The sequence below is a fragment of the Pseudomonas sp. RIT-PI-AD genome (assembly GCF_025642785.1).
Taxonomy (GTDB): domain Bacteria; phylum Pseudomonadota; class Gammaproteobacteria; order Pseudomonadales; family Pseudomonadaceae; genus Pseudomonas_T.
On sequence record NZ_JANZKU010000004.1, the window covers coordinates 222,102 to 235,285 of the forward strand.

Annotated in this window: 10 protein-coding genes; all 10 read right to left on the reverse strand. The window is 66.5% G+C overall.

Annotated features, from left to right (window positions below; genetic code table 11):
- Positions 1-5: 5 nt before the first annotated feature.
- Positions 6-722, reverse strand: coding sequence for a 2-C-methyl-D-erythritol 4-phosphate cytidylyltransferase (gene ispD, locus OGL92_RS05495; RefSeq protein WP_263141422.1), 717 nt, complete (start codon positions 720-722; stop codon positions 6-8).
- Positions 719-997, reverse strand: a complete 279-nt coding sequence (gene ftsB, locus OGL92_RS05500) for a cell division protein FtsB (protein WP_263141425.1) — start codon at positions 995-997, stop codon at positions 719-721. The genes ispD and ftsB overlap by 4 nt, the downstream gene beginning before the upstream one ends.
- A 130-nt stretch (positions 998-1,127) precedes the next feature.
- Positions 1,128-2,417, reverse strand: coding sequence for a phosphopyruvate hydratase (gene eno / locus OGL92_RS05505; RefSeq protein WP_263141426.1), 1,290 nt, complete (start codon positions 2,415-2,417; stop codon positions 1,128-1,130).
- 156 nt (positions 2,418-2,573) lie between these two features.
- The gene (gene kdsA, locus OGL92_RS05510; protein WP_263141429.1) at positions 2,574-3,419 is read right to left on the reverse strand and encodes a 3-deoxy-8-phosphooctulonate synthase; all 846 of its coding nucleotides are present in this window, start codon (positions 3,417-3,419) and stop codon (positions 2,574-2,576) included.
- 3 nt (positions 3,420-3,422) lie between these two features.
- Positions 3,423-5,054: a CTP synthase gene (locus OGL92_RS05515; RefSeq protein ID WP_263141430.1), complete on the reverse strand. Its 1,632-nt coding sequence runs from the start codon at positions 5,052-5,054 to the stop codon at positions 3,423-3,425.
- Positions 5,055-5,238: 184 nt separating this feature from the next.
- A complete protein-coding gene (gene tilS, locus OGL92_RS05520; RefSeq protein ID WP_263141433.1) occupies positions 5,239-6,546 on the reverse strand; it encodes a tRNA lysidine(34) synthetase TilS in 1,308 nt (435 codons plus the stop codon).
- A gap of 91 nt (positions 6,547-6,637) precedes the next feature.
- The gene (locus OGL92_RS05525; RefSeq protein ID WP_263141435.1) at positions 6,638-7,588 is read right to left on the reverse strand and encodes an acetyl-CoA carboxylase carboxyltransferase subunit alpha; all 951 of its coding nucleotides are present in this window, start codon (positions 7,586-7,588) and stop codon (positions 6,638-6,640) included.
- 184 nt (positions 7,589-7,772) lie between these two features.
- On the reverse strand, positions 7,773-11,294 hold the full coding sequence (gene dnaE, locus OGL92_RS05530) for a DNA polymerase III subunit alpha (RefSeq protein ID WP_263141437.1): 3,522 nt from the start codon (positions 11,292-11,294) through the stop codon (positions 7,773-7,775).
- A 131-nt stretch (positions 11,295-11,425) separates the two neighbouring features.
- On the reverse strand, positions 11,426-12,049 hold the full coding sequence (gene rnhB / locus OGL92_RS05535) for a ribonuclease HII (protein ID WP_263141438.1): 624 nt from the start codon (positions 12,047-12,049) through the stop codon (positions 11,426-11,428).
- Positions 12,049-13,182 carry a lipid-A-disaccharide synthase gene (lpxB, locus tag OGL92_RS05540; RefSeq protein WP_263141440.1) on the reverse strand — a complete coding sequence of 378 codons (1,134 nt, stop codon included), beginning with the start codon at positions 13,180-13,182 and terminating at the stop codon, positions 12,049-12,051. Before lpxB ends, rnhB begins: the two co-directional genes overlap by 1 nt.
- Positions 13,183-13,184 lie beyond the last annotated feature (2 nt).

Here is a 13,184-nt window from a genome sequence, read left to right on the forward strand (position 1 = left end):
GGGCTTCAGTGCTTGCCGGCCCAGCGCTGGCGCAGCCAGTCGAGGTCTTCCGGGCGCGTGACTTTGAGGTTGTCCGCGCGCCCCTCCACCAGCCTGGGGGCCTGCCCGGCCCATTCGAGGGCCGAGGCTTCGTCGGTGATCGCCACGTCGGCCACCAGGGCATCGGCCAGGGCGCGATGCAGGGCGCCGTGGCGGAACATCTGCGGGGTGAACGCCTGCCAGATCACCGCGCGGTCCACGGTTTCCTCGACCCGGCCGTCCTTGCCCGCGCGTTTCAAGGTGTCCCGGGCCGGCACCGCCAGCAGGCCCCCGACCGGGTCGTCGGCCAGTTCACCGAGCAGCAGGTCGAGGTCGAAGCGCGACAGGTTCGGCCGCGCCGCATCGTGCACCAACACCCAGTCCTCGTCGCCGGCGCCCAGTTCGGCCAGCCGTAGCAGGCCGGCGAGCACCGAATCCGCTCGCGCGGCACCGCCGGTTGCCCGTTGGATGCGCGGGTCGCGAGCGCAGGCGAGGCCCGGCCAATAGGGATCGTCCGGCGCCAGGCAGAGCACCAGGCCCCGCAACCCGGGGTGGCCGAGGAAACATTCGAGGGTGTGTTCGAGCAGGGTCCGTCCTGCCAGTTCGAGGTATTGCTTGGGGCGGTCGGCGTGCATCCGCGAACCGATGCCGGCAGCGGGGATCACCACCCAGAAGGCGGGGCCGGAACGGTCGCTGGCGTTCATTCGGCCAACTGATAGAGGGTCTCGCCCTCCTTCACCATGCCCAGCTCGTGACGGGCGCGCTCTTCCACGGTCTCCATGCCCTTCTTCAATTCCAGCACTTCGGCTTCGAGGATCCGGTTGCGTTCCAGCAGCCGCTCGTTCTCGCCTTTCTGGTCGGAAATCTGCTGCTTCAGGTCGGACACCTGCGCAAGGCTGCCGGCGCCCACCCACAGGCGATACTGCAACCCCGCCAGGAGCAGGATCAGCACGACGAACAACCAGTAAGGGCTACGCATGGTTCAAGGCAAGGTCACGACGAAAGGGTGGAACGGAAGGACGCCGCGCGTCGGATGCGCCATCGGCCCTCGGCCGGCGGCACCGACGAAAAGGGGCGACTCGCGCCGCCCCTCTTTTAGCACGTGCCTGTCAGCCACGGAACTCGGCGCGGCCACGGTAAGTCGCTTTTCCGCCCAATTGCTCTTCGATGCGCAGCAATTGGTTGTACTTGGACACACGATCGGAGCGGCACAGCGAGCCGGTCTTGATCTGCCCGGCAGCGGTACCGACGGCCAGGTCAGCGATGGTCGAATCCTCGGTTTCGCCGGAGCGGTGGGAGATCACCGCGGTGTAGCCGGCGGCCTTGGCCATCTGGATGGCCTCGAGGGTTTCGGTCAGGGAGCCGATCTGGTTGAACTTGATCAGGATCGAGTTGGCGATCTTCTTGTCGATGCCTTCCTTGAGGATCTTGGTGTTGGTCACGAACAGGTCGTCGCCCACCAGTTGCACCTTGTCGCCCAGCTTCTCGGTGAGCACCTTCCAGCCGGCCCAGTCGGACTCGTCCAGGCCGTCTTCGATCGAGATGATCGGATAACGGCTGCTCAGGCCCGCCAGGTAGTCGGCGAAACCGGCGGCATCGAAGCTGTGGCCTTCACCGGCCAGGTCGTAGATGCCGTCCTTGTAGAACTCGCTGGCCGCGCAATCCAGCGCCAGGGTCACGTCGGTGCCCAGGCTGTAGCCGGCATTGGCCACCGCTTCGGCGATCGCCGACAGGGCATCCTCGTTGGAACTCAGGTCCGGCGCGAAGCCGCCTTCGTCGCCCACCGCGGTGCTCAGGCCTCGGGCCTTCAGCACGGCCTTGAGGTGATGGAAGATTTCCGCGCCCATGCGCAGCCCGTCGGCGAAGGTCTTGGCCCCTACCGGCTGGACCATGAATTCCTGGATGTCGACGTTGTTATCTGCGTGCTCGCCGCCGTTGATGATGTTCATCATCGGCACCGGCATGGAGTAGACGCCCGGTGTGCCGTTGAGGTTGGCGATATGCGCGTAGAGCGGCAGGTCCTGGTCCTGGGCGGCGGCCTTGGCGGCGGCCAGGGATACGGCGAGGATCGCGTTGGCGCCCAACTTGCCTTTGTTCTCGGTGCCATCCAGCTGGATCATCGCGCGATCCAGTTCGGCCTGTTCCACCGGGTCCTTGCCCAGCAGCAGGTCGCGGATCGGGCCGTTGATGTTGGCCACGGCCTTCAACACGCCCTTGCCCAGGTAACGGCTCTTGTCGCCATCGCGCAGTTCCAGCGCTTCACGGGAACCGGTGGAGGCGCCGGAGGGCGCGCAGGCGCTGCCGACGATACCGTTGTCGAGGATCACATCGGCTTCCACGGTAGGGTTGCCGCGGGAGTCGAGAACCTCGCGCCCCTTGATGTCGACGATCTTTGCCATTCTTGTTAGCACTCCAAAGGTTGACGAAAAATGCTGCGGTCCGGAATGGGAAACCGTCGGCGCCGGGTAGGAAAGAACCGGCAGACCGGGACCGACGGCCGCCCGGCGCGAGGGCCGGGTCGGATGCGTGGGGCACTGTACCGGAGAAAGCCCGGTTCAGGCAGTCTCGATCGGCGGAAAGCTCTTGACCAGATCGTCCAGGCGCTTGAGCTGTTCGAGGAAGGGCTCCAGCTTGTCCAGGCGCAGGGCGCAGGGGCCGTCGCACTTGGCCCGCTCCGGATCCGGATGGGCCTCGAGGAACAGTCCCGCCAGACCCTGGCTCATGCCGGCCTTGGCCAGGTCGGTGACCTGGGCACGGCGCCCGCCGGCGGAATCGGCGCGCCCACCCGGCATCTGCAGGGCATGGGTGACGTCGAAGAACACCGGGTATTCGAACTGCTTCATGATGCCGAAGCCGAGCATGTCCACGACCAGGTTGTTGTAGCCGAAGGACGAACCGCGCTCGCAGAGAATCAGTTGGTCGTTGCCCGCTTCCTCGCACTTGCGCAGGATGTGCTGCATTTCCTGGGGCGCGAGGAACTGGGCTTTCTTGATGTTGATCACCGCGCCGGTCTTGGCCATCGCCACCACCAGGTCGGTCTGCCGCGAAAGGAAGGCCGGCAGTTGGATGATGTCGCACACGTCGGCCACCGGCTGCGCCTGGTGAGGCTCGTGGACGTCGGTGATCACCGGCACGCCGAAACTCTTCTTCACCTCTTCGAAGATCTTCATGCCCTCTTCCAGGCCAGGGCCACGGAAGGAGGTCACCGAGGAACGGTTGGCCTTGTCGAAGCTGGCCTTGAACACATAGGGGATGCCGAGCTTGTCGGTGACCCGCACGTATTCTTCGCAGGCGCGTAACGCCAGGTCGCGGGACTCGAGGACGTTGATCCCGCCGAACAGTACGAAAGGCTTATCGTTGGCGATCTCGAGGCTGCCGACGCGGATGATCTTCTGGGCCATGGGTTACGCCTTCTTCGCTTTTTGCGCCAGGGCGGCGTTGACGAACCCGCTGAACAATGGATGGCCATCGCGCGGCGTGGAGGTGAATTCCGGGTGGAACTGGCAGGCGACGAACCAGGGATGCTCGGGCGCCTCGACCACTTCCACCAGGGCGCCATCGCCGGAACGGCCGGTGATCTTCAGGCCGGCCTCGATCAGTTGCGGCAGCAGGTTGTTGTTCACTTCGTAGCGGTGGCGGTGACGTTCGACGATCACTTCCTTGGCGTAGCAGTCATGCACCCGCGAACCGCTTTCGAGCTGGCAGTCCTGGGCCCCCAGGCGCATGGTGCCGCCCAGGTCGGAGGCTTCGCTGCGAATCTCCGTGGTGCCGGCCGCGTCCTGCCATTCGGCGATCAGGCCGACCACCGGATGGCCGCTGGCCTTGTCGAACTCGGTGGAGTTGGCGTCCTTCCAGCCCAGCACGTTGCGGGCGAACTCGATCACCGCGACCTGCATGCCCAGGCAGATGCCCAGGTAGGGAATCTTGCTCTCGCGAGCGTACTGCACGGTGGAAATCTTGCCTTCCACGCCGCGCAGGCCGAAGCCGCCGGGTACCAGGATGGCATCGACGCCCTCCAGCAGGCCGGTTCCGCGGTTCTCGATGTCCTCGGAGTCGATGTAGCGCAGGTTGACCTTGGTGCGGTTCTGGATGCCGGCGTGGCTCATCGCCTCGATCAGCGACTTGTAGGCGTCCAGCAGCTCCATGTACTTGCCGACCATGGCGATGGTGACTTCCTTCTCCGGGTTCAGCTTGGCATCCACCACGCGTTCCCATTCGGAGAGGTCGGCACCGCCGCATTGCAGGCCGAAACGCTCGACGACGAAATCGTCGAGGCCTTGGGCGTGCAGCACGGAAGGGATCTTGTAGATGGTGTCGACGTCTTCCAGGGCGATGACCGCGCGCTCTTCGACGTTGGTGAACAGGGCGATCTTGCGTCGCGAGGACAGGTCGATTTCGTGGTCGGAGCGGCAGATCAGCACGTCCGGCTGCAGGCCGATGGAGCGCAGCTCCTTCACCGAGTGCTGGGTCGGCTTGGTCTTGGTCTCGCCAGCGGTGGCGATGTAGGGCACCAGGGTCAGGTGCATCAGCATGGCGCGCTTGGCGCCGACTTCCACGCGCAATTGGCGGATGGCTTCGAGGAACGGCTGCGACTCGATGTCGCCGACCGTGCCGCCGATCTCGACCATGGCCACGTCGGCGTCGCCGGCGCCCTTGATGATGCGCCGCTTGATCTCGTCGGTGATGTGCGGGATCACCTGGATGGTGGCGCCCAGGTAATCGCCCCGGCGCTCGCGGCGCAGCACGTCTTCGTAGACGCGGCCGGTGGTGAAGTTGTTGTTCTGGGTCATGGTCGTGCGGATGAACCGCTCGTAATGGCCCAGGTCGAGGTCGGTCTCGGCGCCGTCATGGGTGACGAACACCTCGCCGTGCTGGAACGGGCTCATGGTGCCCGGATCGACGTTGATGTAAGGGTCCAGCTTGAGCATGGTGACCTTCAGGCCCCGCGCCTCCAGGATGGCCGCCAATGAAGCCGAGGCGATGCCTTTCCCCAATGAAGAAACAACACCGCCCGTGACGAAGATGTAGCGCGTCATGAAAAACCCTAGAAGTCTGCGTTTAGGCGGTCAGCGCCGCCAGGAAACTGAAGTCGGGCCGGAGCCCTCGATTACGGACAACGCCCTGGGACGTCGCCGGCAATGCACGCCACTGCCGAATCCGTGGGATTCTGCAGAAGCGTAGTAAGACGGGAGCGTAGTCTACCCGCAATGCCCCCTCAGCTCAAACTTCATCGCCGCGCGGAGGCGTCCAGCGAAGGCGCGCTGCCTCGCCAGGCACGCGGTCCAGCCCAGGCAGATTGGCCACCGCGAGCAGGCGGCCGTCGCGGTAGAGCAGCGGCAAACGACCACGGACGAAGGCCGGCAGCCCCGCTTCGTTGAGCAGGCGTTTGAGGTCGCGGCGACCCCGTCCGGGCAAGTCGAGGCGCTCGCCGCCGAGCCGATAGCGGACCTCCCAGGGACCGGCTGGCGCGTCCCCCTGCCAGCTCAGCGCGCCGTTGCCGGGCAGGCTCAGGCGCGCCTGTTCGCCCGGCCACGCCTGGGGCGCGGGCGGGTCGTTCGACCAGGGGCCTGCCAACCACCATAACCGTCCGTCGGACCTGTGCAGCGCGCCCCGAGCCAGACGCCAAACCGGCGCGGCATCCGCTGCGGCATCGCGCAAATCGTCCCAACCGGCCCAGTGATCGCTGTCGGGCAAAGGGGTGAAGGCCGCCAGCCAATGGCGCAGCGCGTTGCGCTGGCGTGCCGGCGTCAGCGTCGCCAAGGGCGCGAGCGGCAACGACGGCAGCTCCAGCCAAGGCCAGCGGGAAGGCTGCCGGGCAGCCTCGAGATCCAGTCGCGCCAGCTCGCCCAGCAGCGCTTCGGCTTCGCGCAAATGGGCCGCGCTGCGCGCCAGGCTGGCGGAGACCCGCGGCCAGCGCGCCTGCAACAGCGGCAACACCTGGAGGCGCAGGTAATTCCGCGACGGCTGCGCGTCCTGGTTGGAAGGATCCTCCACCCAGTCCAACCGATGGGCACGGGCATAGCGCTCCAGCTCGCCTCGGTCGACGTCGAGCAGGGGCCGCATCAGGACTCCCCGCCCCAGGGGCCGTGACGTCGGCATCGCCGCCAGTCCACGCACCCCGGCCCCGCGCAGCAAGCGGAACAGCAGAGTTTCCGCCTGATCGTCGCGGTGCTGGGCGGTGAGCAGAAGCTCACCGGGTGCCAGCGCGGCCTCGAACGCGCCATAGCGGGCGACACGCGCCGCCTGTTCGAGGCTGGCGCCCGGGGTTACGTCGACGCGCATCACCCCCAGGGGTACGCCCAGGGCCGCGCACACCCGCTCGCAATGCGCCGGCCACGCCTCGGCGGCGGCTTGCAGGCCGTGCTGGACGTGCAGGGCGGACAGCGGTGGGTAAGAGTCCCGTCCGGATTGATTGGCCAACAGGTGCAGGAGCACGGTGGAGTCCAGCCCCCCACTGAAGGCGACCTTCCACGCAGGCGCCGCGCGCCAGGGCGCAAGTTTCTCCAGCAGATGCGCCGCGAGACTCATGGACGTGGAGAACGGCAGGGGCAGGAATGCATCGAAGGCCGGCGGAGGCGAATCGACGCCGGCATCGAGAGAGGCCGGCGTCGAGACCGGATCAAGGCGCGCCGTAGCTCATCAGGCGGTCGTAGCGGCGAACCAACAGCGAGTCGATGTCCAGCTCGCGCAGGTGGGCGAGTTGCGCACCGAGTTCCTCGCGCAGGGATTCGGCCATCGCCGCCGGGTCGCGGTGCGCGCCACCCAGGGGTTCGCCGATCACCTTGTCGACGATGCCCAGGCCTTTCAGGCGCTCGGCGGTGATGCCCATGGCCTCCGCCGCGTCGGCGGCCTTCTCCGCGGTTTTCCACAGGATCGAGGCGCAGCCTTCCGGGGAAATCACCGAATAAGTGGAGTACTGCAGCATGTTCAGGCTGTCGCATACGCCGATCGCCAGGGCGCCGCCGGAACCGCCCTCGCCGATCACCGTGGCGATGATCGGCGTCTTCAGGCGCGCCATCACCCGCAGGTTCCAGGCGATGGCCTCGCTCTGGTTGCGTTCTTCGGCGTCGATGCCGGGATAGGCGCCGGGTGTATCGATGAAGGTCAGGATCGGCAGCTTGAAGCGTTCGGCCATCTCCATCAGGCGGCAGGCCTTGCGGTAGCCTTCCGGCCGCGGCATGCCGAAGTTGCGCCGGACCTTCTCGCGGACTTCGCGGCCCTTCTGGTGGCCGATCACCATCACCGGCTGATCATCCAGGCGCGCCACGCCGCCGACGATGGCGGCGTCGTCGGAGAAGTGCCGGTCGCCGTGCAGCTCGTCGAACTCGGTGAAGAGGTGCGAGATGTAGTCGAGGGTGTAGGGGCGCTTGGGGTGACGCGCGAGCTGGGCGATCTGCCAGCTGCTGAGGCTGCCGAAGATGCTTTCGGTGAGGGATTTGCTCTTGTCCTGCAGGCGGGCGATCTCGTCGCCGATGTTCAGGGCATTGTCGTTGCCGACCAGGCGCAACTCTTCGATCTTGGCTTGCAGGTCGGCGATCGGCTGTTCGAAATCGAGGAAATTCGGGTTCATAGGCTTCCGTCGTGCACGTGGGGCCAGGCGGCTGGTTCCATTGGACGCCCTACCTTACGGGATCGGGCGACCAGGGTCGAGCTGACTCAGGGTCTTCGACCGGCGAGCGCCGCGTCGATTCGGCGCGCCGGCGATTTTCTCGCTACGCGGCGACCGGGCACTCGCAGGCGAGCGCCGGCCCCTTTCAGCGGTAGTGGAGGAAGACGTTGTCGCGCCCGAACTGGTCACGCAATGCCTGGATCAGGCTGTCGGCCGGCTCGACCCGCCATTGCTCGCCGAATTGCAGCAAGGCGCTGGCGTCGCTGCCACGGTATTCCAGGGTGATCGGGCAGGCGCCGCGGTGGCGACTGAGCAATTCGCCCATCCAGCGCAGGCGGTCGCCTTGCAGCGCGCGGTTGTCCAGCTTCATCCGCAGGCTGTCGGCGAGGCCGGTGCGCGCCTCCTCCAGGCTCATCACCCGCTTGGCGCGCAGGCGCAGGCCACCGGAGAAATCGTCCAGGCTGACCTCGCCTTCGACCACCACCAGGGTATCGGTCTGCAGCAGAGCCTGGGCGGCATGGAAGGCCTCCGAGAACAGCGAGGCCTCGATGCGACCGGAACGGTCGTCGAGGGTGACGAAGCCCATCTTGTCGCCCTTCTTGTTCTTCATCACCCGCAGGTTGACGATCAGCCCGGCGACGGTCTGGGTGTCGCGGGCCGGCTTCAGCTCGACGATGCGCTGGCGGGCGAAGCGGCGCACCTCCCCCTCGTATTCGTCGATGGGATGCCCGGTGAGGTACAGGCCCAGGGTGTCCTTCTCGCCCTTGAGGCGCTCCTTGAGGGTCAGCTCGCGGACCTTGCGATGGTTCGCGTAGACGTCCGCCTCGGGCTCGGCGAACAGGCCGCCGAACAGGTCCATGTGGCCGCTGTCGTGGCTGCGCGCGGTCTGCTCGGCAGCGGCGATGGCTTCTTCCATGGCCGCCAGCAGGACCGCGCGGTTGAGGTCCACGCTGGCCTGGTAGGCCTTCGGCTCGTCATGGTAGTGCGGGCCGAGGCGATCCAGGGCGCCCGAGCGGATCAGCGCCTCGAGGGTGCGCTTGTTGATGCGTTTGAGATCAACCCGGCTGCAGAAGTCGAACAGGTCCTTGAAGGGCCCGCCCTGCTCGCGGCACTCGGCGATCGCCTCAACCGGCCCCTCGCCCACGCCCTTGATCGCGCCCAGGCCGTAGACGATGCGGCCGCCGTCGTTGACGGTGAACTTGAACTCGGAAATGTTCACGTCCGGGGCATCGATGCGCAGCTTCATGCTGCGGCATTCCTCGATGAGGATCACCACCTTGTCGGTGTTGTGCATATCCGCGGAAAGCACCGCCGCCATGAACGGCGACGCATGGTGGGCCTTCAACCAGGCGGTCTGGTAGGAGACCAGGCCATAGGCGGCGGAGTGGGACTTGTTGAAGCCGTAACCGGCGAACTTCTCCACCAGGTCGAAGATGTTGCCCGCCAGGTCCGCGTCGATGCCGTTGTTCGCGCAGCCCTCGATGAAGCCGCCGCGCTGCTTGGCCATTTCCTCGGGCTTCTTCTTGCCCATCGCGCGCCGCAGCATGTCCGCACCGCCGAGGGTGTAGCCGGCCATCACCTGGGCGATCTGCATCACCTGTTCCTGATACAGGATGATGCCGTAGGTGGGCGCGAGCACCGGCTTCAGGCCGTCGTACTGGTAGTCCGGGTGCGGGTAGGCGAGCGGCGCGCGGCCGTGCTTGCGGTTGATAAAGTCGTCCACCATGCCCGATTGCAGCGGGCCCGGGCGGAACAGCGCCACCAGGGCGATGAGGTCTTCCAGGCAGTCCGGCTTGAGCTTCTTGATCAGCTCCTTCATGCCGCGGGATTCCAGCTGGAACACCGCGGTGGTTTCGGCCTTCTGCAGCAGGTCGTAGGTTTTCTTGTCGTCCAGCGGGATGAAGTCGATGTTCAGCGGTTCCAGGCCTTTCTTCGCCTGTTCGCGGTTGATCGTCTCCATGGCCCATTTGATGATGGTCAGGGTGCGCAGGCCGAGGAAGTCGAACTTCACCAGGCCCGCGGCTTCCACATCGTCCTTGTCGAACTGGGTCACCAGCCCGCCGCCCTCGTCGTCGCAGGCGATCGGCGAGAAGTCGGTGAGCTTGGTCGGCGCGATCACCACGCCGCCGGCGTGCTTGCCGGTGCCGCGGGTGATGCCTTCCAGCTTGAGGGCCATCTCCCAGATTTCCTTGGCGTCCTCGTCGACGGCCAGGAAATCCCGGAGCATTTCTTCCTGGGCGTAGGCTTTCTCCAGGGTCATGCCGACTTCGAAGGGAATCATCTTCGACAGGCGATCGGCGAGGCCATAGGACTTGCCCTGCACCCGCGCCACGTCGCGCACCACCGCCTTGGCCGCCATGGTGCCGAAGGTGATGATCTGGCTGACCGCGTTGCGCCCGTACTTCTCCGCCACATAGTCGATCACCCGGTCGCGGCCGTCCATGCAGAAGTCGACGTCGAAGTCGGGCATGGACACCCGCTCGGGGTTGAGGAAGCGCTCGAACAGCAGGTCATAGGCCAGCGGATCGAGGTCGGTGATCTTCTGCACGTAGGCCACCAGCGAGCCGGCGCCCGATCCCCGGCCGGGGCCTACCGGCACGCCGTTGTTCTTCGCCCACTGGATGAAGTCCATCACGATCAGGAAGTAACCGGGAAACCCCATCTGGATGATGATATCCAGCTCGAAATTCAGCCGGTCGATGTAGACCTGCTTCTTCGCCTCGTAGTCCGAGGTGTCCCTGGGCAACAGCACCGCCAGGCGTTCCTCCAGGCCGTCGAAGGACACCTTGCGGAAGTACTCGTCCATGGTCATGCCCGCCGGAACCGGGAAATCCGGCAGGAAGTGCTTGCCCAGGCGCACGTCGATGTTGCAGCGCTTGGCGATCTCCAGGGTGTTTTCCAGCGCCTCGGGCAGGTCGCTGAACAGCGCCTGCATTTCCTCGGGGCTCTTCAGGTATTGCTGGTCGGAGTAGGTGCGCGGCCGACGCGGGTCGTCGAGGGCGCGGCCCTCGCCGATGCATACGCGGGTCTCGTGGGCCTCGAAATCCTCCTGCATGATGAACCGTACATCGTTGGTGGCCACCAGCGGCACGCCGGTGCGATCGGCCAAGGCCACGGCAGCGTGCAGGTGTTCTTCGTCGTTGACCCGTGCCGTACGCTGGACTTCCAGGTAGAACCGCTCGGGAAACACGGCCTGCCACTCGGCGAGCAAGGCTTCGGCCAGTTCCATCTCGCCATCCAGCAAGGCGTGCCCGATCTCCCCCTCCTTCGACCCGGACAAGGCGATCAGCCCCGTTGCGGCGGACTTCACCCAGTCGCGCTCGATGATCACTTCGCCGTTGCGCTGCCCTTCGATGAAGCCGCGGGAGATCAGCTCGGTCAGGTTGCGGTAACCCTCCGCGTTCATCACCAGCAGGGTCATGCGGGTCAGCGGGCCGTCCTCGTTACGGCTCGCCAGCCACAGGTCGGCGCCGCAGATCGGCTTCACCCCGGCGCCCATGGCGTTCTTGTAGAACTTCACCAGCGAACACATGTTGCCCTGGTCGGTCACCGCCACTGCCGGCATCTTCGCTCCCGCCACCGCCTTGACCAGCGGCTTGACCCGCACCAGTCCATCGACCAGGGAATATTCGGTATGCAGGCGGAGGTGAACGAAGGAAGCGGTCATGCGGAACCCTTGCGCAGCGGAAACGGCGAGGCGCGATTGTACCGGGACGGGTTCGAAAGCTACAGGCTGGCGGTCGCAACGGGGGCCGTCGCGAGGAAGGGCACAGAGGATTCAGGGCGAGCCGCCCGGCCTCAGGGCAGCGTGACCGCCATGCCGTTGAACGACAGGTAGGCCTCGCGCACCGGTGCGAAGGAATGCCGGTGGATCGGGGTCGGCCCCAGGCGCTTGAGGGCGTCCAGGTGCTGGGGCGTGGGATAGCCCTTGTGGGCGGCCATGCCGTAGTCCGGGTAGAGCAGGTGCATCTCGCCCATTTCCCGGTCGCGGCTGACCTTGGCCAGGATCGAGGCGGCGGCGATCGCCGGAACCTGGCTGTCGCCCTTGATCACCGGCGCGCTGGGCACCGCCAGCTTCGGGCAACGGTTGCCGTCGATCAACGCGAGACGCGGCAGGACGCTGAGCCCCTCGACCGCCCGCTGCATCGCCAGCATGGTGGCGTGGAGGATGTTCAGGCGATCGATTTCGTGCACCTCGGCACGGCCCACGAACCAGGCCAGGGCCTTTTCGCGGATTTCCTCGAACAGGGCTTCGCGCCGGGCCTCGCTGAGCATCTTCGAATCGTTGAGCCCGCGGATCGGGCGCGCCGGATCGAGGATCACCGCGGCCGTGACCACGGGGCCGCACAGGGGGCCGCGACCGACCTCGTCGACACCTGCCACCAGTTCTTCCACCAGGGCGAAATCCAGGCCCATCTGCATCAGCGTTCTCCTACCAGGCTCAACACCGCTTCCGCGGCCTGTCCGGACGCATCCCGGCGCAAGGTGCGATGGATGGCGTCGAAGGACTCGGTCTGCCGCGAAGGCTCGTCGAGCAAGGGTAACAGGGTTTGTGCCAGGGCTTCCGGCGTCGCGGCATCCTGGATCAGCTCGGGCACCAGCAACCGGCCGGCGAGCAGGTTGGGCAGCGAGACGTACGGGCTTTTCACCAGACGCTTGAGAATCCGGTAGGTCATCGGCGCGACGCGGTAGGCCACCACCATCGGCCGCTTGTACAGCAAGGCTTCGAGAGTCGCGGTGCCGGAGGCGATGAGGACCGCGTCGCACGCCGCCAGCGCGTCATGGGAACGGCCGTCGAGCAGGGTCAGCGGCAGGTCGCGACCGACGAGCATCTGCTCGATCTGGGCGCGCCGCGCGGCATTCGCGCAGGGCAGCACGAAGCGCATGTCCGGACGCGCCCGCAACAGCCGCTCGGCGCTGTCCAGGAACAACGCCCCCAGCCTCGCCACCTCGCCACCGCGACTGCCGGGCAACAGGGCGACCACCGGGCAATCCAGGCGCAGCGCCAGGCGCTCGCGGGCCGCGTGGCGATCGGCCTGCAGCGGGATGGTGTCGGCGAGGGGATGCCCGACGAAGCGCACCGGCACCAGGTGCTCGTCGTAGAAGCGCGCCTCGAACGGGAACAGGGTCAGCATCATGTCGCAGGCGTCGCGGATCTTCAGCACACGCTTCTGCCGCCAGGCCCATACCGAGGGACTGACATAGTGCAGCGTGCGAAGCCCGGCGCGGCGCAGGCACAGTTCGAGGTCGAGGTTGAAGTCCGGCGCATCGATGCCGATGACCGCGTCCGGGCGCGCGGCGATCAGCGCGTTGATCAGGCGGCGACGCCTGACCAGCAGTTCCGGAAGACGCCCGAGCACCTCCACCAGGCCCATGACGGACAGGCGCTCGAGGGGGAAATAGGAGGAAAGGCCTTCGGCCTGCATCAGCGGGCCGCCGACGCCGAGGAAGGATACGTCCGGATGGCGGGCTTTCAGGGCCTGCATCAGGCCTGCGCCGAGGATGTCGCCGGAAGCTTCGCCAGCGATCAGGGCGATGCGCAATGCCTTGCCCATGG

Bases quoted from the DNA above. Each gene is read 5' to 3' on its own strand.
- ispD (WP_263141422.1), bottom strand. From the start codon at position 722: ATGAACGCCAGCGACCGTTCCGGCCCCGCCTTCTGGGTGGTGATCCCC.
- ftsB (WP_263141425.1), bottom strand. From the start codon at position 997: ATGCGTAGCCCTTACTGGTTGTTCGTCGTGCTGATCCTGCTCCTGGCG.
- eno (WP_263141426.1), bottom strand. From the start codon at position 2,417: ATGGCAAAGATCGTCGACATCAAGGGGCGCGAGGTTCTCGACTCCCGC.
- kdsA (WP_263141429.1), bottom strand. From the start codon at position 3,419: ATGGCCCAGAAGATCATCCGCGTCGGCAGCCTCGAGATCGCCAACGAT.
- OGL92_RS05515 (WP_263141430.1), bottom strand. From the start codon at position 5,054: ATGACGCGCTACATCTTCGTCACGGGCGGTGTTGTTTCTTCATTGGGG.
- tilS (WP_263141433.1), bottom strand. From the start codon at position 6,546: ATGAGTCTCGCGGCGCATCTGCTGGAGAAACTTGCGCCCTGGCGCGCG.
- OGL92_RS05525 (WP_263141435.1), bottom strand. From the start codon at position 7,588: ATGAACCCGAATTTCCTCGATTTCGAACAGCCGATCGCCGACCTGCAA.
- dnaE (WP_263141437.1), bottom strand. From the start codon at position 11,294: ATGACCGCTTCCTTCGTTCACCTCCGCCTGCATACCGAATATTCCCTG.
- rnhB (WP_263141438.1), bottom strand. From the start codon at position 12,049: ATGCAGATGGGCCTGGATTTCGCCCTGGTGGAAGAACTGGTGGCAGGT.
- lpxB (WP_263141440.1), bottom strand. From the start codon at position 13,182: ATGGGCAAGGCATTGCGCATCGCCCTGATCGCTGGCGAAGCTTCCGGC.